General features: G+C 60.4%; 21 protein-coding genes. 8 read left to right on the top strand and 13 right to left on the bottom strand.

Annotated features, from left to right (window positions below):
- Positions 1 to 17: 17 nt before the first annotated feature.
- Genes ACESMW_RS06215 through ACESMW_RS06225 form a run of 3 tightly spaced genes read right to left on the bottom strand, consistent with a single transcriptional unit; the run spans position 18 to position 3,463 of the window.
- On the bottom strand, positions 18 to 1,373 hold the full coding sequence (locus ACESMW_RS06215) for an N-acetylmuramoyl-L-alanine amidase (protein WP_372986192.1): 1,356 nt from the start codon (positions 1,371 to 1,373) through the stop codon (positions 18 to 20).
- Between the two features lie 36 nt (positions 1,374 to 1,409).
- Entirely contained in the window at positions 1,410 to 1,907 is a 498-nt protein-coding gene (gene tsaE, locus ACESMW_RS06220; RefSeq protein WP_372986193.1) for a tRNA (adenosine(37)-N6)-threonylcarbamoyltransferase complex ATPase subunit type 1 TsaE, read from the bottom strand.
- The gene (locus tag ACESMW_RS06225; RefSeq protein ID WP_372986194.1) at positions 1,904 to 3,463 is read right to left on the bottom strand and encodes an NAD(P)H-hydrate dehydratase; all 1,560 of its coding nucleotides are present in this window, start codon (positions 3,461 to 3,463) and stop codon (positions 1,904 to 1,906) included. Before ACESMW_RS06225 ends, tsaE begins: the two co-directional genes overlap by 4 nt.
- Positions 3,464 to 3,610: 147 nt before the next feature.
- On the opposite strand from ACESMW_RS06225, the gene queG reads away from it, so the two are divergent.
- Positions 3,611 to 4,696: a tRNA epoxyqueuosine(34) reductase QueG gene (gene queG / locus ACESMW_RS06230; RefSeq protein WP_372986195.1), complete on the top strand. Its 1,086-nt coding sequence runs from the start codon at positions 3,611 to 3,613 to the stop codon at positions 4,694 to 4,696.
- On the opposite strand, the gene orn is transcribed toward queG, so the two are convergent.
- A complete protein-coding gene (gene orn, locus ACESMW_RS06235; protein ID WP_372986196.1) occupies positions 4,686 to 5,228 on the bottom strand; it encodes an oligoribonuclease in 543 nt (180 codons plus the stop codon). The genes queG and orn overlap by 11 nt on opposite strands.
- Before the next feature lie 260 nt (positions 5,229 to 5,488).
- Here orn and rsgA point away from each other — a divergent pair, with 260 nt between their 5' ends.
- Together rsgA and asd are read left to right on the top strand one after the other, a co-directional pair.
- The gene (gene rsgA, locus ACESMW_RS06240; protein ID WP_372986197.1) at positions 5,489 to 6,544 is read left to right on the top strand and encodes a small ribosomal subunit biogenesis GTPase RsgA; all 1,056 of its coding nucleotides are present in this window, start codon (positions 5,489 to 5,491) and stop codon (positions 6,542 to 6,544) included.
- An 82-nt stretch (positions 6,545 to 6,626) separates the two neighbouring features.
- Positions 6,627 to 7,481, top strand: coding sequence for an archaetidylserine decarboxylase (gene asd / locus ACESMW_RS06245; protein ID WP_372986198.1), 855 nt, complete (start codon positions 6,627 to 6,629; stop codon positions 7,479 to 7,481).
- 2 nt (positions 7,482 to 7,483) lie between these two features.
- Here the strand turns inward: asd and epmA are convergent, their stop codons facing one another.
- Both epmA and efp read right to left on the bottom strand, forming a co-directional pair.
- Positions 7,484 to 8,452: an EF-P lysine aminoacylase EpmA gene (gene epmA, locus ACESMW_RS06250; protein WP_372986199.1), complete on the bottom strand. Its 969-nt coding sequence runs from the start codon at positions 8,450 to 8,452 to the stop codon at positions 7,484 to 7,486.
- 6 nt (positions 8,453 to 8,458) lie between these two features.
- Positions 8,459 to 9,034, bottom strand: a complete 576-nt coding sequence (gene efp, locus ACESMW_RS06255; protein ID WP_372986200.1) for an elongation factor P — start codon at positions 9,032 to 9,034, stop codon at positions 8,459 to 8,461.
- Between the two features lie 45 nt (positions 9,035 to 9,079).
- Here efp and epmB point away from each other — a divergent pair, with 45 nt between their 5' ends.
- From epmB to ACESMW_RS06270, 3 genes are all read left to right on the top strand, one after another.
- Positions 9,080 to 10,120: an EF-P beta-lysylation protein EpmB gene (gene epmB, locus ACESMW_RS06260; protein WP_372986201.1), complete on the top strand. Its 1,041-nt coding sequence runs from the start codon at positions 9,080 to 9,082 to the stop codon at positions 10,118 to 10,120.
- 156 nt (positions 10,121 to 10,276) lie between these two features.
- Positions 10,277 to 12,088 (top strand): GTPase, encoded by a 1,812-nt coding sequence (locus ACESMW_RS06265; RefSeq protein WP_372986202.1) that lies wholly within the window; start codon positions 10,277 to 10,279, stop codon positions 12,086 to 12,088.
- 195 nt (positions 12,089 to 12,283) lie between these two features.
- Positions 12,284 to 14,368 carry an EAL domain-containing protein gene (locus ACESMW_RS06270; RefSeq protein ID WP_372986203.1) on the top strand — a complete coding sequence of 695 codons (2,085 nt, stop codon included), beginning with the start codon at positions 12,284 to 12,286 and terminating at the stop codon, positions 14,366 to 14,368.
- Positions 14,369 to 14,420: 52 nt separating this feature from the next.
- Here ACESMW_RS06270 and serB read toward each other — a convergent pair whose 3' ends face one another.
- Both serB and parC read right to left on the bottom strand, forming a co-directional pair.
- A complete protein-coding gene (gene serB / locus ACESMW_RS06275) occupies positions 14,421 to 15,653 on the bottom strand; it encodes a phosphoserine phosphatase SerB (protein ID WP_372986204.1) in 1,233 nt (410 codons plus the stop codon).
- Positions 15,646 to 17,940 carry a DNA topoisomerase IV subunit A gene (gene parC / locus ACESMW_RS06280; protein WP_372986205.1) on the bottom strand — a complete coding sequence of 765 codons (2,295 nt, stop codon included), beginning with the start codon at positions 17,938 to 17,940 and terminating at the stop codon, positions 15,646 to 15,648. Before parC ends, serB begins: the two co-directional genes overlap by 8 nt.
- A 246-nt stretch (positions 17,941 to 18,186) precedes the next feature.
- Here parC and ACESMW_RS06285 point away from each other — a divergent pair, with 246 nt between their 5' ends.
- Positions 18,187 to 18,426 (top strand): hypothetical protein, encoded by a 240-nt coding sequence (locus ACESMW_RS06285; RefSeq protein ID WP_092001157.1) that lies wholly within the window; start codon positions 18,187 to 18,189, stop codon positions 18,424 to 18,426.
- A 95-nt stretch (positions 18,427 to 18,521) separates the two neighbouring features.
- On the opposite strand, the gene ACESMW_RS06290 is transcribed toward ACESMW_RS06285, so the two are convergent.
- Both ACESMW_RS06290 and ACESMW_RS06295 read right to left on the bottom strand, forming a co-directional pair.
- Positions 18,522 to 19,106, bottom strand: coding sequence for a YceI family protein (locus tag ACESMW_RS06290; RefSeq protein ID WP_372986206.1), 585 nt, complete (start codon positions 19,104 to 19,106; stop codon positions 18,522 to 18,524).
- Between the two features lie 68 nt (positions 19,107 to 19,174).
- Positions 19,175 to 19,720, bottom strand: a complete 546-nt coding sequence (locus ACESMW_RS06295; RefSeq protein ID WP_372986207.1) for a cytochrome b — start codon at positions 19,718 to 19,720, stop codon at positions 19,175 to 19,177.
- Between the two features lie 442 nt (positions 19,721 to 20,162).
- Between ACESMW_RS06295 and ACESMW_RS06300 the strand changes: the two genes are divergently transcribed.
- Complete coding sequence (locus ACESMW_RS06300; RefSeq protein WP_372986208.1) at positions 20,163 to 21,458, top strand: EAL domain-containing protein; 1,296 nt, start codon at positions 20,163 to 20,165, stop codon at positions 21,456 to 21,458.
- Here ACESMW_RS06300 and ACESMW_RS06305 read toward each other — a convergent pair.
- The 3 genes from ACESMW_RS06305 to ACESMW_RS06315 form a co-directional block, all read right to left on the bottom strand.
- Positions 21,445 to 23,220: an SLC13 family permease gene (locus ACESMW_RS06305; RefSeq protein WP_372986209.1), complete on the bottom strand. Its 1,776-nt coding sequence runs from the start codon at positions 23,218 to 23,220 to the stop codon at positions 21,445 to 21,447. The two genes, ACESMW_RS06300 and ACESMW_RS06305, sit on opposite strands and share 14 nt — an antisense overlap.
- Positions 23,221 to 23,315: 95 nt before the next feature.
- Positions 23,316 to 25,211, bottom strand: coding sequence for a DNA topoisomerase IV subunit B (gene parE, locus ACESMW_RS06310; protein ID WP_372986210.1), 1,896 nt, complete (start codon positions 25,209 to 25,211; stop codon positions 23,316 to 23,318).
- Between the two features lie 67 nt (positions 25,212 to 25,278).
- Positions 25,279 to 25,764, bottom strand: a complete 486-nt coding sequence (locus ACESMW_RS06315) for a protease complex subunit PrcB family protein (RefSeq protein WP_372986211.1) — start codon at positions 25,762 to 25,764, stop codon at positions 25,279 to 25,281.
- Positions 25,765 to 25,766: the final 2 nt, after the last annotated feature.

A 25,766-nucleotide genomic window follows, 5' to 3' on the forward strand; every position in this document is an offset into this window, starting at 1 on the left:
TCGGGAAAACCTCTTACTCAGGATGCGGGGATACGAATGGTTTGCCCTACCATAACACGGTCATCACTCAAGCCGTTAAATCGCATCAACTCGTTAACGGAAATCTGGTTTTCCTTGGCCAGCTGGGACAGGGTATCCCCGCGCCGGATCCGGTACTGACTGACGTCATTGCCACCCTTGCCGTTCTGCTTCTGCCAGGCCAGCAACGTGCCTGGCGGCGGCGTCTTGCGGAAATAATCCTCGATTCCGTCCATGATGGCGCTGGCCAACCGGCTGCGATACCAGTCCGTCGCCAGGTTCTTCTCTTCCTGGGGATTGGAGATAAAGCCTGCCTCGACCAAAATGGATGGGATATCCGGCGATTTCAGCACCACGAACGCCGCCTGCTCCACGCCCGGCTTGTGCAACTTGGCGACCCGGTCCAGCTTGCCCAGCACCGAGCTGCCCACGCCCAGGCTGGCGTTGATACTGGCGGTCATGGACAGGTCCAGAAGAACACCTGCCAACATATCGTCCCGCCCGTCCAGGGATACACCGCCGGTGCCACCGATCAGGTCGGAGCGATTCTCGCTTCGCGCCAGCCAGCGGGCAGTCTCACTGGTAGCTCCTCGCTGGGACAGGGCAAAGACAGACGCCCCTTTCGGTTGCGGTGTGCGGAAGGCGTCGGCATGAATGGACACAAACAGATCGGCATTATACTTCCGGGCCAGCAGCGTCCGGTTCCGCAATCCAATGTAGTAGTCACCGGTTCGGGTCAGCTTGGCGGTGTAGCCCGGCTGCTTGTTGATCAGGTTCTCAAGGGTTTTCGCCATTTTCAGGACCACGTCCTTTTCCCGGGTTCCCCTCGGGCCGATCGCGCCCGGATCCTCGCCACCATGGCCGGCATCAATCACCACAATCACGTCCCGCTTGCCACCCGAATCCTGGGTCACCGTCGGCTGGGTCGCCCGTTCGAGCCGACTGCCATTCTCATCGATCAGGTCCACCACCAGTCGATGGCCATACTGCTGGTTGGGTTCCAGCTGGAAACTCCGAGGCTTGATATCGCTCTTGAGATCGAGCACCACCCGCAGGTCATTACCGTTCCGCGGCGCGCTGCGAATGCGCTTGATCGGGCTACCTGAGAGATCAAGGTTGTCCAGGTCGGCCCTGAGCGAGGCGTTGCTCAGGTCGATCACCAGTCGTGAGGGCCCGCTCAGGGAGAAGATGTTGTGTTGCAGCGGGCCGGTCACGTCCAGCACCAGGCGGGTGTGGTCCGGCGCGGGCCAGATCCGCGCACCCTCGACACGGTCACCAGCTGCCGCTCCCCATGCCAGGGCCCAGGCTGTGACCAGCGCCAGCAATTTGATAAGGCTGCGTTTTCCCTTGAACATACCGCTTACCTGCAAAATATCAGCTATCACCGGCGGTCAGTGTTCCGGACCGACCAGTTCGAGCTCGTTCATCAAATGGGCACCCTGGGCCGAACGGGCCCGGATAATCACGGACCGGCCGTCCCCTTCCCGCTCCAGGTGGATCTCCAGATCCGGCTCCGGCAGGACACCCTTGCCCCGCTCCGGCCATTCGATCAGGCACAGGTTGTCTCCGGAAAAATAATCCCGGATACCCATGTACTCCAGCTCTTCCGGATCGCCCAGGCGATACAGATCAAAATGGTAGGCCGGCGGTTTCAGGTGCTCGTAGGGTTCCACCAGGGTATAGGTGGGGCTCTTTACCGCCCCCTCATGCCCGAGGCCACGCATGACACCCCGGCTCAGGGTGGTCTTGCCCATGCCAAGGTCGCCGTCCAGGAATACCGTCAGCCCCTGGCCGGACTCGATGACCAGACGGGCCAGTTCCTGACCGAGCTTTTCAGTCTCCGCCTCGCCCTCCAGAAACAGGCGGCGTTCGTTACCGTAAATCGTCATCCATCCTCCCGTTTCTGAGTATCGGTAAATTCAATCCGCCGGAAAACCGACGGCAGATTATCGATCACATCGGCGGGGATCAGCCCGATGTAGCCGCGGGATTCAGAGGCCCGGTCAGCCGCTGCCAGATGGGCACAGGCCCCCAGGACCGTTGCCCGGGCCAGATCATCCAACTGACCGCACATGGCCCCGAGAATCCCCGCCAGGACATCACCCATGCCACCGGTGGCCATTCCCGGATTACTGCCGCTGACAATATCCACCGTCTGGCTACCGGAGGCAATCACGGTTCCCGCCCCCTTGAGCAGAACCACCCCACCAAAGACGGACTGCAGTTTGCGCGCCACCGCCATCCTGTCAACCTCGACTTCGGCAACGGTGCAGCCAAGTAAGCGGGCGGCCTCACCGGGATGCGGTGTCAGCACCTGATGGTCCGAGGGCACGGCGACCCGGGCAGCCATCAGGTTCAGGGCATCGGCATCCAGCACTCTTGGCTTGTCGCTGGCCAGCACCTGCTGAAGCATCTGCTGCCCCCAGGCACTCTTGCCGATGCCCGGTCCGCACACGACAACCGACGCTGCTTCAAGCAGCGGTGACAGTTCGGAGCCGTGAATAAGACCGTGCACCATCACCGAAGGACAGCGGGCCAGTGCCGCCGAGATATGCTCCGGGCGCGTTGCCAGCGAAACCAGGCCAGCCCCGGAACGGGCGGCAGCTTCTGCCGCCATCAGCCCGGCGCCGCCAAACCCGCGGTCCCCGGCGATGATGAGCACGTGCCCGAACCGCCCCTTGTGGGCGTTCGCCGCACGTTCTGGCAGCCAGTGCCCCACAGCCTCCCAGTTCCGCAAACAGGCCACAGGAAATTGGCCACTGCCATCAATGTCGTTTTCGGTACCCAGCGAGTCAAACACAACCTCGCCACATACCGCCGGCCCATGCCCGGTGAACAGCCCGGACTTGAGGCCAATAAAGGTAACCGTCATCGTTGCCCGGACCACATCACCGTCGGCAACCCCGGTGGTCGCATTCAGACCCGACGGCACATCCACCGCCAGCACCGGTACGCCACTGGTATTGCAACGGGCAATGACACCGGCAAACGGCTCCCGGGGGGCTCCGGAAACACCGGTCCCGAGCAGGGCATCGACAATCAGGCCGGCATGCTCAAACGAGGCATCGAGTGCGGACTCATCAATCGTCGACAGTTCACGAACCTCGACGCCATCATCAACGGCCTTCTGCCAGGCCTTGCGGGCATCGCCGGCAAGTTTTTCGGTTGGGGCTACGGCAATGCAGGACACGGTCAGCCCGTGCCGCTTGGCGTTGGCTGCCACCAGGTAGCCGTCACCGCCGTTATTGCCCGCACCACACAGCACCAGCACGGGGCCACAGTCGGGCCAACGCCGGACCAGTCGACGGAAAGCCGCGTGCGCCGCAGTCTGCATCAACTCGAAACCGTCCACGCCCAGTTCGTCAATCACGTAGCGGTCCATCTGCCGCACAGCATCGGCGGAATAGAGGTCGTCTGGTAGACTGTGCGCAGAGATGGGCGGCATGAGCCTGAGCTCCCGTTACAGAAACCGGTTTAAGAAAATTGGCCAGATACCTGTAAAGCATAGCAAAACAGTGAAAAAGGTCATAACTTAATCAAATTAAACTTCCGCAGTGAATCCACCCGGACCACGCCCGCTGACATTGCAGCCATGACCGAGCCGAAAGAAACTCCACCAGCACCGCCCGAACTCGATGATTTGCCGGGTAAAATCCGGCAATGGGCGCGGGAGCTGGGCTTTGCCGATGCCGGCATTACCCTGCCGGAAACCGGCCCCCACGCGGACCGACTGCAGGCCTGGCTGGCCGAGGGATACCAGGGCGAGATGGAATACATGGGGCATCATGGCGACAAGCGTTACACGCCGACGTCGCTGGTGCCCGGCACGGCGCGGGTCATCTCGGTACGGATGGATTACCTGCCGGCGCCGGATAACCCGAAAGAAGCGCTCACTGACCGGGAAACCGCCTACGTGACCCGCTACGCGTTGGGGCGGGACTATCACAAGCTGATGCGCAAACGCCTGGCCACCCTGGCGAAATGGATTGACGAGGCCGTCAGCGGGTTCGAGTACCGGGCCTTTGTGGACAGCGCCCCGGTGCTGGAGCGGGCCCTGGCCCAACGGGCCGGGCTGGGCTGGATCGGCAAGAACAACATGCTGATTCACCCGAAGGCCGGGTCGTTTTTCTTCCTGGGCGAGATTTTTACCAGCGCACCACTCCCCGTGGATCCGCCCTTCGAAACGGAGCACTGCGGCAGTTGTTCCGCCTGTCTGGAGGTATGCCCCACGGACGCTTTTGTCGGCCCTCACCTGCTGGATGCCCGGCGCTGTATCAGTTACCTGACCATTGAGCTGAAAGGTTCGATTCCGGAGGAATTGCGCCCGAAAATGGGTAACCGGGTGTTCGGCTGCGATGATTGCCAGCTGGTCTGCCCCTGGAACAAGTTCAGCAAGCCAACGGCAGAGCAGGATTTCCAGCCCCGGCACGGGCTGGACAACAGTTCGCTGGCGGAGTTGTTCCTGTGGACGGAGGAGCAGTTCCTGAAGCGGACGGAGGGGTCGGCGATCCGGCGCACCGGTTACGAAGGCTGGCTCCGGAATTTGGCGGTCGGTCTGGGCAACGCGCCCACCACCATTCCGGTAGTGGAAGCCTTGAAGCAGCGGGCGGACCATCCGTCAGAGATGGTCCGTGAGCATGTGCACTGGGCGTTACGCCGGCACGGGCTTACAGTTTGAAGAAGTGATCGCGGTAGTGGCGCAGTTCGTTGATGGAGTCGCGGATGTCGTCCAGTGCCAGGTGGCTGCCTTTTTTCTTCACGCCGTCGAGTACGTCGGGGCGCCAGCGGCGGGCCAGTTCTTTGACGGTGGAGACGTCGAGATTGCGGTAGTGGAAGAAGGCCTCGAGTTCCGGCATGTACTTCACCAGGAAGCGGCGATCCTGGCCGATGCTGTTGCCGCACAGGGGGGATTCGCCGGGGCCCACGTGTTTTTTCAGGAACGCGAGGGTTTCCTGTTCGGCTGCCGTTTCGGTGATGGTGCTTTCTTTGACCCGTTTGGTGAGGCCGCTGGCTCCGTGGGTGTTGGTGCACCATTCGTCCATGGCCTCGAGGAGGCTGTCGGGCTGGTGGACGGCGATGACGGGGCCTTCGGCGATGATGTTGAGTTCTGCATCGGTGATGATGGTGGCCATTTCTATGATGCGTTCTTTTTCCGGATCGAGGCCGGTCATTTCCAGGTCGATCCAAACCAGGTGATTGCCTTCTGCCATCTCTTTTTCCCCTAGCCTTCAAGTTTCGGTGCATGGCGGCGGTGGGGTTTTCCTCCCGGGAACCGCTACGAGCACGTCCATGTGCGCTTGTTTCAGGCCATCCCTGGCCTTCAACATTCCCGGGAGGAAAACCCCACCGCCGCCCTGAACATACGAGGTGTATTCAAAACGAAAGGTCGTCATAGTACAGCGACCAATAAGTGATTCCAGTATGATGGCACGGACGATAAAGAACTTTCACGGGATCTCTCTTATCATTTATGGCAAAACGGCGACTGAACAAACAGCAACAATGGCGGATCAAGAAGATCCAGCAGGAACGGGCTGCCCGTGCTGCCAAAAAGGAAAAGGTCATTGAACAGCAGGCCGAGGCCGGTGAGCTGGGGCCGGAGCAGGAAGGTCTGATCATCGCCCACTATGGTCAGCAGCTGGATGTGGAGGCCCTGGAGGGCGACGACGCCGGAACGGTTTTCCGATGTTTTGTCCGGGCCAATATCGACAGTCTGGTGACCGGCGACCGGGTGATCTGGCGCAAGGGCAAGAGTGAGACCGGGGTGATTGTCGCCCGTTGTGACCGGCAGAACCTGCTCCAGCGGCCGGACAATTTCGGGGCGCTGAAGCCGGTGGCGGCAAACATTGATCACATCATTCTGGTGATTGCCCCGGAGCCGGAGCCCCATGACAACCTGATTGACCGGTACCTGGTGGCTTCGGAGACCAGCGATATTCCGGCGGTGATTCTGCTGAACAAGACGGATCTGATTACCGATGAGAACCGGGCGCAGATTGAAACCCTGCTTTCCCGGTATGAGAGCCTGGGCTATGAGGTTGTGCATACGTCGGCCGCTGAATCGGGCAATGAGCCGGCGCCTGAGGTTGCGGCGCTGGTGAAGGATCAGACCAGTGTGTTTGTAGGTCAGTCTGGTGTCGGCAAGTCGTCGATTATCCAGACGCTGCTGCCGGGGGAATCGCTTCGGGTGGGGGCGGTTTCGGAGAGTACCGGTAAGGGTATCCACACCACCACGACGGCCAAGTTGTTCCATCTGCCCCTCGGTGGCGATTTGATTGATTCGCCGGGTATCCGGGAGTTCGGGCTGTGGCACATGACGCCGCAGGAGATCGAGTACGGTTTCCGGGAGATCCGGGAGTTGATCGGCATGTGCAAATTCCGGAATTGCCGTCACATGGGGGATCCGGGGTGCGCCCTGGAGGCGGCGGCCGCGGACGGGCGGATCAGTCCGGAGCGGCTGAAGAGTTTTCACCGGATTCTGGCGGACATGGCCGAGCAGCAGGCCCGGGGCCTGAGGGTAGACTGAGTCGCAAAGCGGCAAAACCGTTTCTACACCCCTACGCCGTTTTGCTAAACTGCGCGCCTTCTCAAGTAAAGGGTTCGTTTTGATGCTCGATAAACTGTTCGTTCTGAGCCAGTACCTCACTCCGCAGCTGGCTGTTTCACGTCTTGCCGGTCGGTTTGCAGATAGCGACGGCAATCCGGCTTTGAAGAACCGTGTGGTGAAGTGGTTTATCGGCCGCTATGGCGTGGATATGAGTGAAGCTGCGGAGCCGGACCCGACCGCTTACCCGAGTTTCAATGCGTTTTTCACCCGGGCGCTGAAACCGGGCATTCGTCCCATTGCCGAGGGTGAGAAGACCCTTGTCAGCCCAGTGGACGGCAAGATTTCCCAGCTGGGCCAGGTGACCGGTGACCGGGTGTTCCAGGCCAAGGGTCAGTCTTTCAGCCTCAATGAGCTGCTGGGCGATAACCTGGAGCGCACCGAAGCATTCTCCGAAGGCGAGTTTGCCACCATTTACCTCGCCCCCAGCGACTATCACCGTATCCACATGCCCATGGCGGGCAAATTGCGGGAGATGGTGCACATCCCCGGCAAGCTGTTTTCGGTGAATCCGGTGACGGCGGAGCACGTGCCGAACCTGTTTGCCCGCAACGAGCGGGTGGTCTGCATCTTCGATACCGATGCCGGCCCCATGGCGATGGTGCTGGTGGGCGCGATGATTGTTGGCAGTGTCGAGACCACCTGGTCCGGCGTGGTGGTGCCGGGCAACGGTCTGGTAACCGACTTCCAGTACGAGGGAGAGCAGGCCCGGGAGTTTGCCAAGGGCGAGGAGATGGGCCGGTTCCGACTGGGCTCCACAGTGATCATGGTGATGCCCAAGGGTGCTGTCAGCTGGAACGATGATCAGGTCGCCGGCAAGACCGTGCGCATGGGCGAGGCCTTCGGCGAACTGGCCTGAACTCAGGCGCGTTCGAAGGGGAAGGCCAGCACGTCCGAGATATCGGCTGTTCCGAGCTTGAGCATGAGCAGCCGGTCCAGCCCCAGCGCCACCCCGGCGCAGTCCGGCAGGCCCTGCTCCAGCGCCGCCAGAAAGGCATCATCGATCGGCATTTCTGGTTTTCCGGACAATCGGCGTTGATGGTTATCCGCCTCGAACCGGCGCCGTTGCTCGAACGGATCGGTCAGCTCCCAGTAGCCGTTGCACAGCTCCAGCCCCCGGACATACAACTCGAAGCGATGCGCGACGAGGTGCCCCCGGTGTTCCGATACCCGTGCCAGTGACGCCTGGGAAGCCGGATAGCCGGTGATAAACACCGGGCGCTCAATGCCCAGATTCGGCTCGACTGCAAAGCTCATCAGCAGGTCAAGGCAACCATCCCGCCCCAGCCCTGCCAGCTGTTCAGGCTCCAGCCATTCCTCGCAGCGGCGCATCAGCTCACGCTCCGTGGACTCGAGCGGGTCCACGTGCGCCCAGGTCTTTACGGCATCCCGGTAATACAGGACCTCCGGTTGCTCGCAGCCCAACCAGCCGCACACCAGGTCGGAAACCTCGGCCATCAGCTCCCGGTCATCGAACCCCGGCCGGTACCATTCCAGCATCGAGAATTCGGGGTTGTGGCGCCGGCCCCGCTCACCATTACGGAATACCTTCGACACCTGATAGATCGGGCCGGACCCGGCGGTCAGCAGGCGTTTCATGTGGTATTCCGGAGACGTCTGCAGCCAGCCACCCTCGATGCCGGAGGCGGATACCTGCGCCCGGATTCCGTCCAGGTTCACATCGGTCACGCCGCTGCGACCCAACACCGGGGTTTCGACTTCCAGTACCCCTCTTTGCGCAAAAAAGCCGCGCACAAACTCCAGTTGTTGTGCGCGGCTTTTCAGGGCAGCCTGCGAGGCAGCGGGCTGCCAGACAGGTTGATCAGTCATGCCGGATCAGCTGCTCTTGACGCGGCTGACGTACTCGCCGGTCCGGGTGTCGACCTTCAGCACTTCACCGATGGTGATGAACAGGGGCACGTTGACCACGGCACCGGTGGACAGGGTCGCCGGCTTGGAGCCGCCCTGGGCGGTGTCGCCTTTCATGCCCGGATCAGTATCCACCACTTCCAGCTCGACAAAGTTCGGCGGGGTCACGGACAGGGGCGCGTCGTTGTACAAGGTGACGGTGTACTTGTCCTGCTCCTTGAGCCATTTGACGGTATCGCCAACCGCTTTCTCACTCGCCGGGTACTGCTCGAAGGAACCGTCGGTCATCATGAAGTACCAGAATTCGCCGTCAGAATACAGGTATTCCATTTCCAGCTCGACCACATCGGCCGCTTCCAGGCTCTCACCGGACTTGAAGGTCCGCTCCCAGACGCGGTTGGTCATCAGGTTCCGCAGTTTTACCCGGTTGAAGGCCTGGCCCTTGCCCGGTTTTACAAACTCGTTCTCGAGCATGATACAGGGGTCGCCATCCAGTAAAACCTTAAGACCGCCGCGGAATTCGTTGGTAGAATATGAAGCCATGAAATGTCCACCTGACACAATGTCGTTAAAATTTCAAAGGTCGCTATGATACAGCGAACCCCCGCCCGTATAGAAGCCCACATCTGTGAACAGGATTCCCGAAGCTGGCAGGAGCTGCTGTCTGCCTCGATGACCACGCCCGAGGCACTGCTGGAGCGACTGAATCTGCCCACCGAAACCTGGCTTGAGGGCGCGCGGGCCGGACACCGGCTGTTTCCGATCCGGGTTCCGGAGCCCTTTATCGCCCGTATGACGCCCGGAAACCCTGACGACCCACTGCTGCGCCAGGTGCTGCCGCGAATGGACGAGGCGGCCGAGGTGTCCGGTTTCATCCGGGATCCTCTGCATGAAGATGGGGCTATCCAGACCACCGGGATGATCCGGAAGTATCGTAGCCGGGCGCTGCTGATGGTAACCGGCCAGTGTGCCATCAATTGCCGTTACTGCTTTCGCCGGCATTTCCCCTACGAAGAGCAACGTCTCACCCCTGAGGACCGGGACCAGGTACTGCGCACGCTTGGGGACAGCCCCGAGATCAATGAGGTCATATTCAGCGGGGGCGACCCCCTGGCGGTCAATGACCGGCTGCTGGCCCGCTGGGCGGCGGATATCGCCAAGGTGCCCCACATCCGAAGGATCCGGCTGCACACCCGGCTGCCGGTGGTGATTCCCCAGCGTGTGTGCGACGCCCTGCTCAAGTGGGTCAGCAGCTCGCCGCTGCAGGTGGTCATCGTGCTGCACATCAACCACCCGGCCGAGATCGACAAGCCGACCCGCCGGGCCCTGGGTTACCTGCATTCGGCCGGAGCCATACTCCTGAACCAGAGCGTGATCCTCAGGGGCGTCAATGATACGGCGGACGCCCTTGAGGACCTGAGCGAAACCCTGTTCGAAGCCGGGGTGATGCCCTACTACCTGCATGCTTTCGACCCGGTGGCCGGTGCACATCACTTTGATGTGGGTGATAATGAGGCCCGCGAGCTGGTGCGGGAGTTGCTCAAACGGCTGCCCGGGTTCCTGGTTCCGAAACTGGTCAGAGAGGTTCCGGGCGAAGAAAGCAAGACGCCTCTGGACCTGTGGCCGTGAGCGAGATCACAAACCTGGACGTCGATCACTTGCAAAAGTTTGTTAACTCGTGATCTTCTCGCTTTTCGTCGACCGTTTGCTATTTTACAGTCGACTATGGGTTACAAATAAAAACATAAGGGAAACCGACGGTGGCCCGGACATTGGCGCGAATTCATGGAAGGCACGATTCTGAAACCTGATCTACGAGTACCGGAACAGAAAACCACGACCCTGTCCTTTTGCGAAACGGCGCCGAAGCCCTTCCGCAACTGGGTGGCTCAGTTGCCCATGGCCAACATTGGCGAGGTGTCCCGACAGCTCTACCATGCGATCATCGAGCTCAACCACCTTTCGGTCGCGCCCCAGCAGAGATTGCAGTTTCTGGAACTGATCCGGGAGAAGATCCATTTTGTCTGCAACGAGCTGTCCCGGCATTACCTGGGCCTGGCCGTCGCCCTTCCGGAGAAGCAGCGCAAGATTGCCAACCTGGCCCAGGCCCTGCAGATGCACCTGGCCACCGGTTACAAGATTTGTATCCTAGACGGCCTCGACAACGGCGGACTGGACAGGAACCGTAAGCCCGTCACCATGGCAATTCACCGGGCTATCTCGGAGCTGTCCGCCACCATCCTGCGCTCCCATCAGCTTTATTGCCCGAGCCCTGCTCGCAGCTGGCTGGAATGCCATCGTCTATACCGTTTTGCCTACCGCAACGGCATGACCCATCTTCAGGTGGAAGACAACACCCTGAAGTCCCGCCGCACCAGCTCCCTGGCCGACAGTTACAAGCGGGTTCTGCTGCTCGGTTGCGCTCGCCCCAACCAGTTGCGGCAGTCCGAACTCAACCAGGCGTACGAGCTGTTCGAGACCTGGACGGAACACACCCAGTGCGGCCCGGATATTGGCGAAGACAGCCTGTTTGTGGTGAACATGGAGCATGACAATCCGCCGATCTATCGCAGCCTGCTCGATAACCAGCCCGGTGACGACAGCTTCGGTTTCGACACCCGGGAGCTGTCCAACATGGTTTCCGAGACGCTCCAGGCCCGGCGCACGCACCAGGAAAAAGAAAATCCCCTGCGTATCCCGGCCAATATCAGCGACACCCTGCTTACTCACCTGAGCCAGGCCCTCGGCATCCTGGCCAAACGCAACTTCAACCGCATTGCCAGCCAGGGCACCCTGGAGGTCTGCGTCGGCCTCACCGCTGTCCATTATTTCATCGCCGGTGAAAAATCCTTCGCGGAATTCGTCAGTGGTAATGCCAGCGCCCGGGAGGAAGAGGACAACCACTTCCTGACCGAATCGAAGAAAGCGGAAGATGCCTGGGCCGGCGCCCATGATGCCGGCCCCAGCGAGGAGCGGCACTCCTCCCCAGACACCCCGATCAACTTTCGTGGTGGCTATTTCGGCAAGCCCGCTGCAGATCCGATTCCGGAGAAGAATCTGCCCCGCTCCCACCAGGCCCTGCTGATCAACACCAGCCCTGGCGGCTACTGTGTTGGCTGGGAAACCAATGTGCCTCCGTCCATCCAGGCCGGTGAGATCCTCGGCGTCCGCGAACAGCAATCCCATCCCTGGAGCGTTGCCGTTGTACGCTGGATCCGGCAGGTAAAACACCAGGGCACCCAGGTGGGCATTGAGCTGCTGGCCCCCAGCGCTGCGCCCTGCGGGGTCCGGTTGCTCCAGAAAATCGGAAACAACAGCGAGTACCTCCGTGGTTTACTGCTGCCGGAAATACGTGTGGTCAACCAGGCCGCCACCCTGATCACTCCCCGACTGCCGTTCCAGTCCGGGAGCAGGATCTCCCTCCTGCACGATGGCAGGCAGGACCAGGGCACACTCGGTCGCAAAGTCTCGTCCACAGGCAGTATCAGCCAGTTCGAACTGAAACTTCAGAATAATACGGCACTGAATATCTCCAGCCAGACCGATACGCCGGTGGCCAGTGAGGATGAGTTTGATTCGCTGTGGCCGTCGCTCTGATAAGCGAGACGCGGGTGGCGAACTGGCCAAACAGAGGGTTGTTATTACCCCCTATCCCCTGCATCATTCTGCATAAGTGATAGACCGGCCTCTGACTCTCGGCAAGCAGTTTTCCTCAAAACACTGTTTTACAAGCAGATCTTAATGCTGCCCTGGAGCCGGCTCCGCAAACGAGTAGCACGAGACTTCTTACGAATGCAGAAAAAGAACGCCACAGTACACCTGCTGATTCTTGATCCATCTCAAAATGATGCTGAATCACTGGTCAGTCTGCTGAGGAATTCCGGGAAGGCCACACGAGCCCATCGCATCACCTCGGAGGAAGATCTTGAAGAGGTGCTGAAAACCGGCAACTGGGATCTTTTGCTGGCCCGGGATGTGGACGACGAATTCGGTGCCAATGAAGCCCTGGCGATGGTGCGCCGGATGGACAAGGATATCCCGTTCATCCTGCTGATGCCTGAGGATAGCCGAGAACGGAAGGTCGGCATCATGAAGGCCGGTGCCCAGGACGCTGTCCCCTTCGACTATACGGACCTGCTGGTGCTGACAGTGAACCGCGAGATCGCGGCACTGGAAGAGCGCCGGCGCCGGCGCGTGCTGGAATCCCACCTCCGGGAGGCGGAACAGCGTTGCCAACTACTGCTGGAGAGCTCCAAGGACGCCATTGCCTACATCAATGACGGCATGCACATCTATGCCAACCAGTCCTACATGGATTTCCTTGGCTACGACGACATCGATGATCTGATCTGCATCCCGGTCCTGGATACACTGACTCCGGAGAGCCAGGAGCGGTACAAGGAATTCATGAAGCGCTTCGCCGATAAGGGCGAGGACGGCATGACCCTCAACTGTACGGCACAACGCAGCGATGACCAGGAGCTGAAGGTCACGATGACCGTGTCTTCTGCCACCTACGATGGCGAAGCCTGTACCCAGATTGTCCTCCAGCCCGAGCACAGCGATGCCGAACTGGAGGAAAAGCTGCGCCAGATCAGCAGCCAGGATCTGCTCACCGGCCTGTATAACCGGCAGTACCTGATGGACGCCCTTTCAGAAACCATCGCCCGGGCCGGTAAGGACAACCAGACCGGAGCCCTGGCCTATATCGCGCTCGACAACTTCATCACCATGAAGGGTCAGGTGGGCATTGCCGGGGCCGATCTTTTGCTCGGCGACCTGGCATCACTGCTGAAGGAAACCGCCGGGGAAGACGTCACCCTGGCGCGGCTGAGCGATGATGCCTTCTGCATGATGTGCCTGCCATGCGACGAGAAAGTCATGGCCGAACGGGCGGAAAGTGTCTGCAAGGCCATCGAGGACAACCTGTTCGACATCAACGGGAAAACCGTTCCGATGACGGTCAGTATCGGTGTGGCGGCGATTACAGAAAACTCGCCCAAGGCCGAAGAACTGCTCGGCCGGGCTCACACCGCCTCCTCCGACGTAAAAAAGCAGGAAGGCCATGCCCAGGGCAACGGGGTGCTGGTCTACAATCCGGCAGATTACGAAGCCCTCGATTCCACCAACTCGGTGGAGGCTATTCAGAAAGCTCTCGAGGACAACAGTTTCCGGCTCCTGTTCCAGCCGGTCATCAACCTGCGCGGTGAAGGCGAAGAGCATTACGAGGCCTTCGTGCGGATGTTCGACAAGGACGACCAGGAAGTTTCGCCCTACGACTTCTTGCCGCCCGCAGGGCCCAATGAGACCGCGATCAAGATCGATCGCTGGGTGATCCTGAACGCAATAAAACAGTTGGCCCACCACCGCTCCCACGGTCATGACGCCCGCCTGTTTGTCAATATCACGGCAGAGACCCTGCAGGACAAGACCTTCACTCCCTGGCTGAGCGTGGCCCTGAAGGCAGCGAGGCTGCCCGGCGATGTGCTGATCCTCCAGGTTCGGGAGGGCGATGCCAACAACTACATGAAGCAGGCCAAGGAATTTACCCGGGCGGTTCACGAACTGCACTGCAAGGTGTCGATTTCCCAGTTTGGCTGCGCCCTGAATCCGTTCAACACCTTCAAACATGTGGACGCGGACTTTGTGAAGCTGGATGGCTCCTTCACCGAGGAGATCCAGAAGAGCGACGACGCCAAGGCGCAGGTGAAGGAAATGATCAAGACCCTGCAGAACTCCGGCAAGCTCTCCATCATTCCGCTGGTGGAAAACGCCAGTATCCTGGCCACTCTCTGGCAGGCCGGCGTGAACTATATCCAGGGCTACTACCTGCAGGCTCCGGCCCCGGAAATGAACTACGATTTCGGCGAGGGCTGAAAACTGACAAGGGCGCCACGTGGCGCCCTTGTTCTTTGCAACTTACCTGCCCTCAGAACTCCGAATCCTGCAGGGTCTCACTGGTTTCCCGCTCTCTAAAGCCAATCAAATACAGGATGGCGTCCAGGCCCAGGGTCGAGATCGAGTGACGGGCAGACTCCTTCACCAGCGGTTTGGCCCGGAACGCGACCCCCAGGCCCGCCTGGCTCAACATAGGCAGATCATTGGCGCCATCCCCGACGGCGATTACCTGCTCCCGGGAAATGTGTTCTTTCTCGGCAATCTCCAGCAACAACTCCGCCTTCCGCTTGCCATCGACAATCTGCCCGGCGACCCGTCCGGTCACCTTGCCGTCCTCGATTTCCAGCTCGTTGGCATAGATGTAATCGATCCCCAGTTTACGCTGGAGGTGCCGCGCGAAATAGGTGAAACCCCCGGACAGGATCGCGGTGCGGTACCCCAGGGCCTTGAGGCTGCGAATCAGGTGTTCGGCCCCCTCGGTCATGCGCAAGCGGGCAGCAATACCCTCGAGTACCGACTCATCCAGCCCCTTGAGCAGCGCCAGACGCTCGGCAAAGCTCTGACTGAAGTCCAGCTCCCCCTGCATGGCCCGCTCGGTGATCTCCGCCACCTGAGCACCCACGCCTGCCTCCAGCGCGAGCTCGTCAATCACCTCCGCTTCGATCAGGGTGGAATCCATGTCAAACACAACCAGGCGCCGGTTACGCCGGAAGATGGAGTCTTCCTGGAAGGCGATGTCCACGTTCATCTCGCCGGCGATCTGCAGGAAATCCGCCCGCAGCTGTTCCAGGTCTGATGGCGTACCGCGCACCGAGAACTCCACGCAGGCAATGCGGTTTTCCGAGGGGTTCAGCGACGGCCGGCCCGACAACCGGGAGATGTTGTCGATGTTCAGTCCGTGGCGGGCCGTGATCGCGGAAACGCGGGCAATCTGTTCCGCCTTGATGTCCCGGGCCAGCAACGTAACGATATAGCACGCGCGGTTCCGGCCGGCGGCCCAGGCCTGGTACTCCTTCTCGGTGATCGGCGCGAAGTGGACCTGGAGGTCAAGGGCATGCAGGCGGAACAACAGGTCCCGAATTACCGGCGAGGATTTGGACTCGTCGGGAATCTCGATCAGGATGCCCCAGGTCAGGTGATCGTGGATCACCGCCTGGCCGATATCCAGGATCCTCACGTGGTAGCGGCCCATAATGCCGGTGATCTCGGAGGTCAGCCCCGGCTTGTCACGTCCGGAAACGTTAATCAGTACCAGTTCACTCACTGTCCGGGCTCTCCTCTTGTCCGGCCCGTGCAGCCGAAGGAATCACATCAATGGCATCAACCCGCTGCAGGCCCCGGGGCAGCTTGTGGCCGCGCCGGCCGCGCTCACCGAGGTAGTGCTCCAGGTCACTGAACTGCAGCCCCATCTTGCGTTTGCCGGCCCGGATCTCGAGCTGGTCATCCTCGGCAAATACCGCCACGGCCACCACAAACTCCTCCCGGTTCTGGACCCGGGCGGAGGGAATGCTGATGATCTTGTTGCCCTTGCCCTTGGCCAGTTCCGGCAACTCGTTCAGGGGAAATACCAGCATCCGCCCCTCATTGGAGATGGCGGCTAGATAGAGGGTATTGTCGGCCTTCGGCACCATCACCGGCGGCATGATCTTGGCGCCCTTGGGAACCGACACAACCGCCTTGCCATTGCGGTTCTTGCTGATCATGTCCTGCAGCGAGGTAACAAAACCATAGCCGCCATCAGTCACCAGCAGGGCCTTGCTGGACGGGTCACCCATCAGCAGTCCGGCAAAGGAGGCCCCGGAGGGCGGATTGATCCGGCCCGTCAACGGCTCACCCTGCCCTCGGGCGGAGGGCAGCGAGTGCGCCATCAGGGCGTAGGCACGGCCGGTGGAGTCCAGGAAGATCGCCTGCTGATTGTTGCGGCCACGGGCGGCCAGGGCAAAGCGGTCGCCGGCCTTGTAGCTCAGGCCCTCGGGCTCGATGTCGTGGCCCTTGGCCGCGCGCACCCAGCCCTTCTCCGAGAGCACCACGGTGACCGGATCGTTGGAGACCAGGTCCACTTCACTGAAGGCACGGGCCTCCTCACGCTCGACAATTGGCGAGCGACGGTCATCCCCGAAGGTCTCGGCGTCCTGTTGCAGTTCGGTCTTGATCAGCTCCCGGAGCCGATCCTCGGAGCCCAGGATCGCCTGCAGCTCGTCCCGCTCGGCGGACAGTTCGTCCTGCTCGCCGCGAATCTTCATTTCTTCGAGTTTCGCCAGGTGGCGCAGTTTCAGTTCGAGGATAGCCTCCGCCTGCTCGGGCGAGAGTCCGAACCGAGCCATCAGCTCGTCCTTGGGCTTGTCCTCGTAGCGGATAATCTCGATCACTTCATCGATATTCAGGTAGGCGACCAGCAGACCCTCGAGGATGTGCAGTCGGGCCAGCACCTTGTCCAGGCGGTGCTGGAGACGGCGGGTCACCGTAGTACGGCGGAACGCCAGCCACTCGGTCAGGATCTGGTGCAGCCCCTTCACCCCCGGGCGGCCATCGTTACCGATGACGTTGATATTGACCCGGTAGGTCTTCTCCAGATCGGTGCTGGCAAACAGGTGGGCCATCAGCCCGTCCAGGTCGACGCGGTTGGAGCGCGGCACAATCACCAGCCGGGTCGGGTTTTCGTGATCGGATTCATCCCTCAGGTCCGCCACCATCGGCAACTTCTTGGTCTGCATCTGCTGGGCAATCTGCTCCAGAACCCGGTTGCCGGAGACCTGGTGCGGAAGATCCGTGACCACCACTTCGCCATTTTCCCGGATCCAGCGGGCCCGCATGCGCAGGGAACCACGCCCCGTCTCGTACATCTGGCGGATGTCCTTGCGTGGCGTGATGATTTCCGCCCGCGTCGGGAAGTCCGGCCCCTTGATGTGCTCACACAGCTCGTCAACGCCAGCCTCAGGCTTGTCCAGCAAGCGGATACAGGCAGCGGTCACCTCCCGGACGTTGTGCGGCGGGATATCGGTGGCCATCCCCACCGCGATCCCGGTGGTGCCATTCAGCAGCACATGTGGCAACCGCGCCGGCAGGACCGATGGCTCCTCCATGGTGCCGTCGAAGTTCGGCACCCAGTCCACCGTCCCCTGGCCCAGCTCGCTGAGCAGCACCTCCGCGAAGGGAGCCAGCCGCGACTCGGTGTAACGCATGGCGGCAAAGGACTTGGGATCATCCGGAGAACCCCAGTTGCCCTGCCCGTCTACCAGCGGATAGCGGTAGGAGAAGGGCTGGGCCATGAGCACCATGGCCTCATAGCAGGCGCTGTCACCGTGGGGGTGGAACTTACCCAGCACATCACCGACGGTACGGGCGGATTTCTTGTACTTGGAGGTGGACTTGAGCCCGAGCTCCGACATGGCGTAGACAATCCGCCGCTGGACCGGCTTCAGTCCGTCCCCGACGTTGGGCAGGGCCCGGTCGAGGATGACGTACATGGAGTAATCGAGATAGGCCTTCTCCGTGTAATCCCTTAACGAGACGCGCTCGAAGCCTTCATCGGTGGTCTGAAATTCTGGCATGGATGCCCCTTTTGCCTGAATTGCCTGTTGTTTGGAATGGCTGTGATGCTACCCTCCCCGCCCTCTAATTACACGGGGCCAGAGGAAGAACGCACATTATATGGACGCAGGGGCGGATACACCAATCCGTTGCTGACCTGGTGAGGGTGCGCAAACGCCAATAGCGGAATTCCCGCATGGAGAGACTGTAAGGGTCACCGTATTCTCACCAACAGTTAGTTTCCACTCCCGAACAAGCGGAACACTATGAAACCCAACCTGAAAGCCTGCGGGCAAGCCATGGTGACAGCCATGGTCAATGCAGTACTGGCAGTAGCGCTGATGCTCCTGGTGGAGTTTGCAATCAGTGGGAGTTTCGCGGTACCGGAGCCCTATCTGTGGGCGGGTCTGCTGATCTGGCTGGTGATTTTTGCCGGTCAGTTCTGGCGTCAACGCCACCTGTGCAAGAACTGCCCGTCCTCCCGGGAGTCGTCAGGCTCGATCTGATTAACGGCAATATTCCTGTCTTCTGGCGGAAGACTTTGAAAGGCAGGAAGGTTCCGGGCTGAGCCCGGAACCGGATCTGGCAGGGTCAGCCAGGCTTACTGTCGAATCCCCTCGACAGAGATAATGATTTCAACAGTCTCGGCAGCCGGGCCGAGATCCATTGGAATACCAAAGTCCTTCAACCGAAGTTCGGTCTCTGCCTCAAAGCCCATACGGTAGCCACCCCAGGGGTCCTCACCGTGGCCGATCATCTCGGCATCCAGGGTAACTTCTTTCGTAACACCGCGAAGAGTCAGGTCACCGATAATGTCCGCTTCGCCATCCTCGTCGACAACCACACGCTTGCTGGTGAAAGACGCTTCCGGGTGTTCGTCCACGTAAAGGAAATCTTCACTGCGCAGGTGCTTGTCACGCTCGGCGTGATTGGAATCAACACTGGAAGTATCGATGGTCACGTTGACCGAGCTGTTCTCGGGATTCTCGGCATCATAGACAAACTGACCGTCGAAATCGTTGAAGCGGCCATACAGCCAGCTATAACCCAGATGGGAAATCTTGAAAGTGATGAACTGGTGTGTACCCTCGTTGTCGAAGGCGTAGGTGCCACCGTGCTCATCAGCCTGGGCGGCACCGCCGACCAGCGCCATGGATACCGCGGATGCAAGCAATATTTTCTTCATGAATGGTTTCTCCCTTATTTGGTAAACCAGCCCGGTCATCGGGCGTCACTTCTTTGTTGCCTCGCCACTCACTTACCGAGCATACGAAGCAGGGTCCGGTCACGATCAACAACGTGGTGTTTCAGCGCCGCGAGGGCATGCAGCCCGGCGAGCACCACAATCGCCCAGGTTGACCAGTAATGTATGGTGCCGGCGATGTCCTCCATGCCTTTCACCTGTCCGGTAACCGAAGGCACATCGAACCAGCCAAAGACGCTGATGGACGAGCCGTCCGCCGTCGTTATCAGATAACCACTGACCATTGCGACAAACAGCAGCACGTATAACACCGCATGCGCCGCATGGGCAGACAACACTTCCAGGCGTGTGTGCTCCGTCAGGGGCGCTGGTGCCGGATTGATGAAACGCCAGATTACGCGGACAACCATGACCGCCAGCAACAGGATGCCGATACTCCGGTGAATGTCGGGGGCACGACGGTACCAGTCGTCATAGTAGGTCAGGTCTACCATCCAGTAACCGAGGGCAAACAGCCCGATCACTGCAACAGCAACCAGCCAGTGGATAAAAATCGCGATCGCACCATAACGGTCGATACTGTTTCGAAACTGCATTGCCTGGAGACCACTCCCTGTCTGCTGAGTTGATGAAAAGAGTCTAGAAAGACCGGACGATGAATAAAATCAAAATGTTTTGCTGCCGAACATCAGAAATTCTGATCATCCGCTCCGACCTATTCCTTTAGTCGTATACGGGTTATACGGATTGTTCAAATTCACGACAAAGATAAACTTCTCACATATCTTTTCAATCAGCCGGGATGAATCCAGGAGAAACGTCATGGAACTCGAATTCGACGAAAGCGTTGTTGTTCCCAGCAACAACTGAGTAAAAAGCGGTCTTCGGGCCGCTTTTTTCATTCTCTCATCTCGCTAACCCCTCCAGAACACCGACGGATTCCCGTTTCTTCACGGAAGTTGTGGTAATGCCTGCATTTTTTTGGCAATCTCCGCGAAAGAATGCAGTCTCGCGCCGTAAAGACGACCCGAAGAAACCATGCCCCAGCCATTGCCTCAAAAGTTGAGATCGCCCGAGCTTGATCAGCTCTCGCCCATGCTCAACCAGGAAGGCGATGTCTGGACCGCGGAATTCCAGGGCCTGACCCTGAAAACCGCACTGCAGCCTATCTACAGCGTCTCTCACAAACGGATCGTCGGCTACGAAGCGCTGATCCGGGCGTTCGACACCAGGAACACCCAGATCCTGCCGGTGGACCTGTTCAAGCTGCCAGCCTCGGATTTCGAGAATCTCCTGCTGGACCGGCTGTGCCGCTACCTGCATATCCGTAACTACAGCGGTATCAAGGATGAACTGAACTGGCTGTTCCTCAATGTTTCACCCAAAGTGGCCACGGTAGGCAACCCCTCTGACTCCTTCTTTGCCCAACTGCTGAAGAAAACCGGGCTGCCACCGCACCGGATCGTGATGGAAATCGTCGAACAGCCCACGGATGACGCCGAGCGACTGCGGGAGACGGTGGCCTATTACCGGGAACTGGGCTGCCTGACAGCCATTGACGACTTCGGAGCGGGCCACTCCAACTTCGAACGGATCTGGAACCTGTCACCGGACATCGTCAAGCTGGACCGGACCCTGCTGACACGGGCCACCGAGGATCCGAAGGCCCGGCAGATTCTCAACGGCATCGTCTCCCTGCTACACCAGTCGGCGTGCCTGGTTTTACTGGAGGGTGTGGAAACCCGGAGTCAGGCGATGATCGCCATCGATGCCGGAGTGGACTTCGTCCAGGGGTTTTACTTTCGAAAGCCAAGTACCGAGCTCAGCGGCCTGGAGACATCGCCCGCGGATTTTGGCCAGTTACTGGACGAGTACAAACAGCATAATCCGGTAACCTTTGATCCGACACAGCAGGTAGTGAACTTCTTCGAGCGCTTCTTCCTGAGAGCCACTGACCGGATGTGGTCAGGCGCCACCATGGCGGAAGCCTGTGCGGAACTACTCAACCATCCGACCGTTTCCCGCTGCTACCTGGTGGACGCCAACGGCATACAGATCGATGCAACGCTGGTTTCGAATGCCGGCACGCGAAACCTCGACCCACGGTTCCGGCCGCTGGAAGACAGCAGCAGCGCCGACTGGTACCGGCAACAGTACCTCCGCCAGGCCCTGGCACAACCGGAGAAACTGCAGGTTACAGCTCCTTACCTGTGTGTCACCGGTGCCTATATGTGCGTGACCCTGTCCCTGGGTTTCTATCAGAACGGCGAACTCAGAGTGCTGTGCTGCGACATCCTGTCCAGCCCGATCGATCCCCGGATCAGTACAGACTGATTCCGTAGACCATCGCAATCACAGCGACCGTTACCAGGCCGATAAACAGGTTCATGGGCAACCCGACCCGCACGAAATCGGCAAAGCGGTAGCCACCGGGGCCGAACACCATCATGTTGGTCTGATACCCGAGGGGCGTGGCAAAACTCGCGGATGCTGCCATCATGACCGCAATCACAAAGGGCTCGGCGGGAACCCCCATGGCGGTGGTCATGGACAGCACCACGGGTATCACCAGCACGGCGGCCGCGTTGTTGGTCACCATCTCGGTCAGGGTGGAGACCGCAAAATAGACCAGCAGGATCGCCAGCAGGATGTGGCCATGACTGAGCCCCAGTATGCCCTCGGCCAGGTAGCCAGCTGCTCCGGTTTCCTGCAGGGCCGCGCCCAGGGCGAACGACGCGGCAATGGTCAGAACCACCGGCACATCCACCGATTTCTGGGCCTGGCCCACGGAACAACAGCCGGTCAGGATCATCAGCGCAGCTGCCACCAGGGCGGCATTGAGCATACTCATGATGCCGCAGGCCGCCAGGCCCACCAGCACCACCAGAATGGTCCAGGACACCCAGGCCCGGTCGTGTCGGGGCGTGTCGGTGTCCAGATCGTTGATCAGCAGGAAATCCTTGTTATAACGCTGCCGGCTAACGAACGCGGGCCGGGCTTCCAGCAACAGGACATCCCCGGGCTTGAGCCGGATATTGCCCAGATTGCCGGACACCCGCTCGCCACCCCGTGCCACCGCCAGCACCACGGCACCGTAGCGGTCCCGGAAGCGAGCATCCCGGATGGTCAGACCCAATACGTCGGACTGGGGTGAAAGCACTGCCTCCACCAGCCGTCGCTCGGCCCGGTCCTTGCTCAGGGACGGCTCGTCCTCGTGCACCGAGGGCACGATACCGTTGATCCGCAGCAGGTCGGAGATGGCCTGGGTATCCCCGGCAAAGACGAGGCGGTCGCCCCCGCGCAGGTGCTCCTCGGAGGGCACCGCCGTCACCACGCTGCCATCCCGTTCGATTTCCACCAGGTACAGGCGCTCAAGCTCCCGGAGCCCCGCCTCGCCCACGGTCTTGCCCACCAGCGGGCCACCGGCAGAAACCGCCACTTCCAGGGTGAACTCCCGCATGGAACCGAATTTCTGCTGATCTTTCCGGTCCGGCAAAACGCGGGGCATGACCAGAAGCATGACCGCCAGGCCAATAACGGCCACCGGCAGGCCCACCATGGTAATGGAGAAAATGGAGAAGCCGTCGCCGCCGGTCAGTTGCTGGTACTGGCCATTCACCACCAGGTTGGTACTGGTGCCGATCAGCGTCAGGGTGCCGCCGAGAATGGCGGAATAGCTCAGGGGAATCATCAGCTTGGACGGTGAGATACCAATCTTGCGGGACCAGGCATGCACCGCCGGAATCATGGTCGCCACTACTGGAGTGTTGTTCAGAAAACCACTCAACAGGGACACCGGCAGGGCGATACGGGCCTGGGCACTGCGGACGGTTTTGGGGGAGCGAAGCAGGTGCCGGACCAGGAGATCGACGCCGCCGGAGTGGTGGATGCCCGAGGCGACCACAAACAGTGCCACCACGGTAATCAGGCCGGTGTTACTGAACCCGGCCAGGGCCTGTTCCGGGGAAATCAGGCCACTGACGCTCAAAACCACCAGCACGCCCATCATGACCATGTGGGGCGCAAAGCGTCCTGAACTCATCAGTAGTAATGCCGCGCCGGACAGACCCAACGCGAACCAGCCCTGCCAGTCCATATCCGGTATTCCCCGTTATGAAAACTGGCAGCATAGCGACTATCTTGAATACTTAAAAAGAATAAAGCGCGATTTTTAAATCACTTTATAGAATATCAGACCGCAATGTCGGCCATATTGCCGTAGGTTTCCAGCCACGCACGGCGGTCCGACGCCCGCTTCTTGCCAAGCAGCATGTCCATCCGTTCATCGGTCTGATCACCCTCCTCCAGCGTCAGCATCACCAGTCGGCGGGTGTCCGGGGCCATGGTGGTCTCACGCAGCTGCAGCGGGTTCATCTCGCCCAGACCCTTGAACCGGGTGACCTGGATCTTGCCCTTGCGCTTCTCCGCCGCCAGGCGATCGATGATGCCCTGCTTCTCGTGCTCATCCAGGGCATAGAAAGTTTCCTTGCCCAGATCGACGCGGTACAGCGGTGGCATGGCAACGAACACGTGGCCAGCGGCAACGAGCGGGCGGAAATGCTTCACGAACAGCGCACACAGCAGGGTGGCGATGTGCAGGCCGTCGGAGTCTGCATCCGCCAGGATGCAGATCTTGTTATAGCGCAGGCCGGCGAGGTCGTCCGAGCCCGGATCCACACCAATGGCAACCGCGATGTCGTGAACTTCCTGGGAGGCCAGGATCTCACCGGAATCCACTTCCCAGGTATTGAGGATCTTGCCCCGCAGGGGCATCACCGCCTGGAACTCACGGTCCCGGGCCTGCTTGGCGGAACCACCGGCGGAGTCCCCCTCCACCAGGAACAGTTCGGAACGGGCGGTATCGCTACCGGAACAATCGGCCAGCTTGCCGGGCAGCGCCGGCCCCGAGGTCACTTTCTTGCGGGCCACCTTCTTGCTCGCCCGCAGGCGGCGCTGGGCATTGTTGATGAACAGCTCCGCCAGGGCTTCAGCGACATCGGTATGCTGGTTCAGCCAGAGACTGAAGGCATCCTTCACCACTCCGGAGATGAAGGCAGCAGCCTCCCGGGAAGACAGGCGCTCCTTGGTCTGCCCAGAGAACTGGGGCTCCTGCATCTTGAACGAGAGCACGTAGGCCACACGCTCCCAGATATCGTCCGGCGACAGCTTCACGCCCCGCGGCAGCAGGTTGCGGAACTCGCAGAACTCCCGCATGGCCTCGAGCAGACCAGTCCGAAGCCCGTTGACGTGGGTACCGCCCTGAGCAGTCGGGATCAGGTTCACATAACTTTCCATGACCGCTTCGCCGCCCTCAGGCAACCACTGGATGGCCCAGTCCACGGCCTCCGTGTTACCGGAGAAGCTGCCGGTGAACGGCTCCAGGGGAACCGCCTCGATGTCTGCCAGCGCGGTGCGCAGGTAATCCCTCAGACCATCCTCGTAGAACCATTCATCCTTCTCGCCGGTTTTTTCCTGCAGGAAGGTGACGATCAGGCCCGGGCACAGAACTGCCTTGGCGCGGAGGTTGTGGCGCAGACGACTGATGGAGAAGTTGGGGCTGTCAAAGTACTTGGGGTCCGGCTTGAAGCGCAGCCGGGTGCCGGTATTGCGCTTGCCGACGGTGTCGATCACCTCAAGCTCGGTGACCTTGTCGCCGTTTGCGAAGGTCATCCGGTGCAGCTGGCCGTCGCGTTTGATGGTCACTTCCAGCTCGGTGGACAGGGCGTTGACCACCGAGACACCGACCCCGTGCAGACCGCCGGAGAAGTTGTAGTTGCCCTGGGAGAACTTGCCGCCGGCGTGCAGCCGGGTCAGGATCAGCTCGACGCCCGAGAGCCCCTCTTCCTTATGGATATCCACCGGCATGCCACGACCGTCGTCCTCGACACTCAGGGATCCGTCGCTGTGCAGGATGACATCAATGCGGCGGGAGTGACCGGCAAGGGCCTCGTCGACACTGTTATCGATGACTTCCTGGGCCAGGTGGTTCGGGCGCGAGGTGTCCGTGTACATACCCGGGCGCTTGCGCACCGGATCCAGACCGCTCAGGACTTCAATGGCGTCGGCGTTGTACTGTTGCTGGCTCATAGTCAGGAAGTGACTCCGCAATTGGTCAGAAAAGCTGAGCCATAGCTTAGGGATTCAACGGCAAAGATCAACGGTTGTTTTGCTCGGGCGTGATGCGGATGTCACTCCAGCCGCTGGCAGTGACTGCAATGGCGGCACAGGGAGTGGCCAGCGCCTGGGTGACCAGCATACCCGGTTGCGGTTCGCGGATACTGACGACAAGCTCCAGGGTGTCATCCTCGATGGCAGAGGACACCAGGGTGACGCTATAACCGCCCGTGGGCTTCTGCCCCAGAGCCGCAAGCACCACTTGCTCCCGGTCAAAATCCACGGCCCTGAGTGGCGCCAGGGGCAAGGTCCGGCCCTGCAACCCTTCCAGGCGTCCGACATCAGTCTCACTCTTCAGAAGCACATGACCGGGCGCCGTCAGGCCGCAGTGGGATGACTGACTAATCTGCCGGGCCAGGGGCGCACCCTCGTCGGTCTGCACCTGGGGCTCACTGGTTGCACAGCCGGCAACCACCAAACTGGCGCCGGCGAAGGCGAGAGAAAGACAACGGGACAACAACGTCATGA

This window comes from Marinobacter sp. (assembly GCF_041690455.1).
Classification (GTDB): domain Bacteria; phylum Pseudomonadota; class Gammaproteobacteria; order Pseudomonadales; family Oleiphilaceae; genus Marinobacter.

Coding starts and splice junctions, on each gene's coding strand:
- ACESMW_RS06285 (WP_092001157.1), top strand. CDS start 18,187: ATGAAACCCAACCTGAAAGCCTGCGGGCAAGCCATGGTGACAGCCATG.
- ACESMW_RS06315 (WP_372986211.1), bottom strand. CDS start 25,764: ATGACGTTGTTGTCCCGTTGTCTTTCTCTCGCCTTCGCCGGCGCCAGT.
- ACESMW_RS06225 (WP_372986194.1), bottom strand. CDS start 3,463: ATGCCGCCCATCTCTGCGCACAGTCTACCAGACGACCTCTATTCCGCC.
- orn (WP_372986196.1), bottom strand. CDS start 5,228: ATGGCAGAAGGCAATCACCTGGTTTGGATCGACCTGGAAATGACCGGC.
- ACESMW_RS06300 (WP_372986208.1), top strand. CDS start 20,163: ATGCCCCAGCCATTGCCTCAAAAGTTGAGATCGCCCGAGCTTGATCAG.
- ACESMW_RS06270 (WP_372986203.1), top strand. CDS start 12,284: ATGCAGAAAAAGAACGCCACAGTACACCTGCTGATTCTTGATCCATCT.
- efp (WP_372986200.1), bottom strand. CDS start 9,034: ATGGCTTCATATTCTACCAACGAATTCCGCGGCGGTCTTAAGGTTTTA.
- parE (WP_372986210.1), bottom strand. CDS start 25,211: ATGAGCCAGCAACAGTACAACGCCGACGCCATTGAAGTCCTGAGCGGT.
- ACESMW_RS06265 (WP_372986202.1), top strand. CDS start 10,277: ATGGAAGGCACGATTCTGAAACCTGATCTACGAGTACCGGAACAGAAA.
- epmA (WP_372986199.1), bottom strand. CDS start 8,452: ATGACTGATCAACCTGTCTGGCAGCCCGCTGCCTCGCAGGCTGCCCTG.
- parC (WP_372986205.1), bottom strand. CDS start 17,940: ATGCCAGAATTTCAGACCACCGATGAAGGCTTCGAGCGCGTCTCGTTA.
- queG (WP_372986195.1), top strand. CDS start 3,611: ATGACCGAGCCGAAAGAAACTCCACCAGCACCGCCCGAACTCGATGAT.
- asd (WP_372986198.1), top strand. CDS start 6,627: ATGCTCGATAAACTGTTCGTTCTGAGCCAGTACCTCACTCCGCAGCTG.
- ACESMW_RS06305 (WP_372986209.1), bottom strand. CDS start 23,220: ATGGACTGGCAGGGCTGGTTCGCGTTGGGTCTGTCCGGCGCGGCATTA.
- tsaE (WP_372986193.1), bottom strand. CDS start 1,907: ATGACGATTTACGGTAACGAACGCCGCCTGTTTCTGGAGGGCGAGGCG.
- epmB (WP_372986201.1), top strand. CDS start 9,080: ATGATACAGCGAACCCCCGCCCGTATAGAAGCCCACATCTGTGAACAG.
- ACESMW_RS06295 (WP_372986207.1), bottom strand. CDS start 19,720: ATGCAGTTTCGAAACAGTATCGACCGTTATGGTGCGATCGCGATTTTT.
- ACESMW_RS06290 (WP_372986206.1), bottom strand. CDS start 19,106: ATGAAGAAAATATTGCTTGCATCCGCGGTATCCATGGCGCTGGTCGGC.
- rsgA (WP_372986197.1), top strand. CDS start 5,489: ATGGCAAAACGGCGACTGAACAAACAGCAACAATGGCGGATCAAGAAG.
- ACESMW_RS06215 (WP_372986192.1), bottom strand. CDS start 1,373: ATGTTCAAGGGAAAACGCAGCCTTATCAAATTGCTGGCGCTGGTCACA.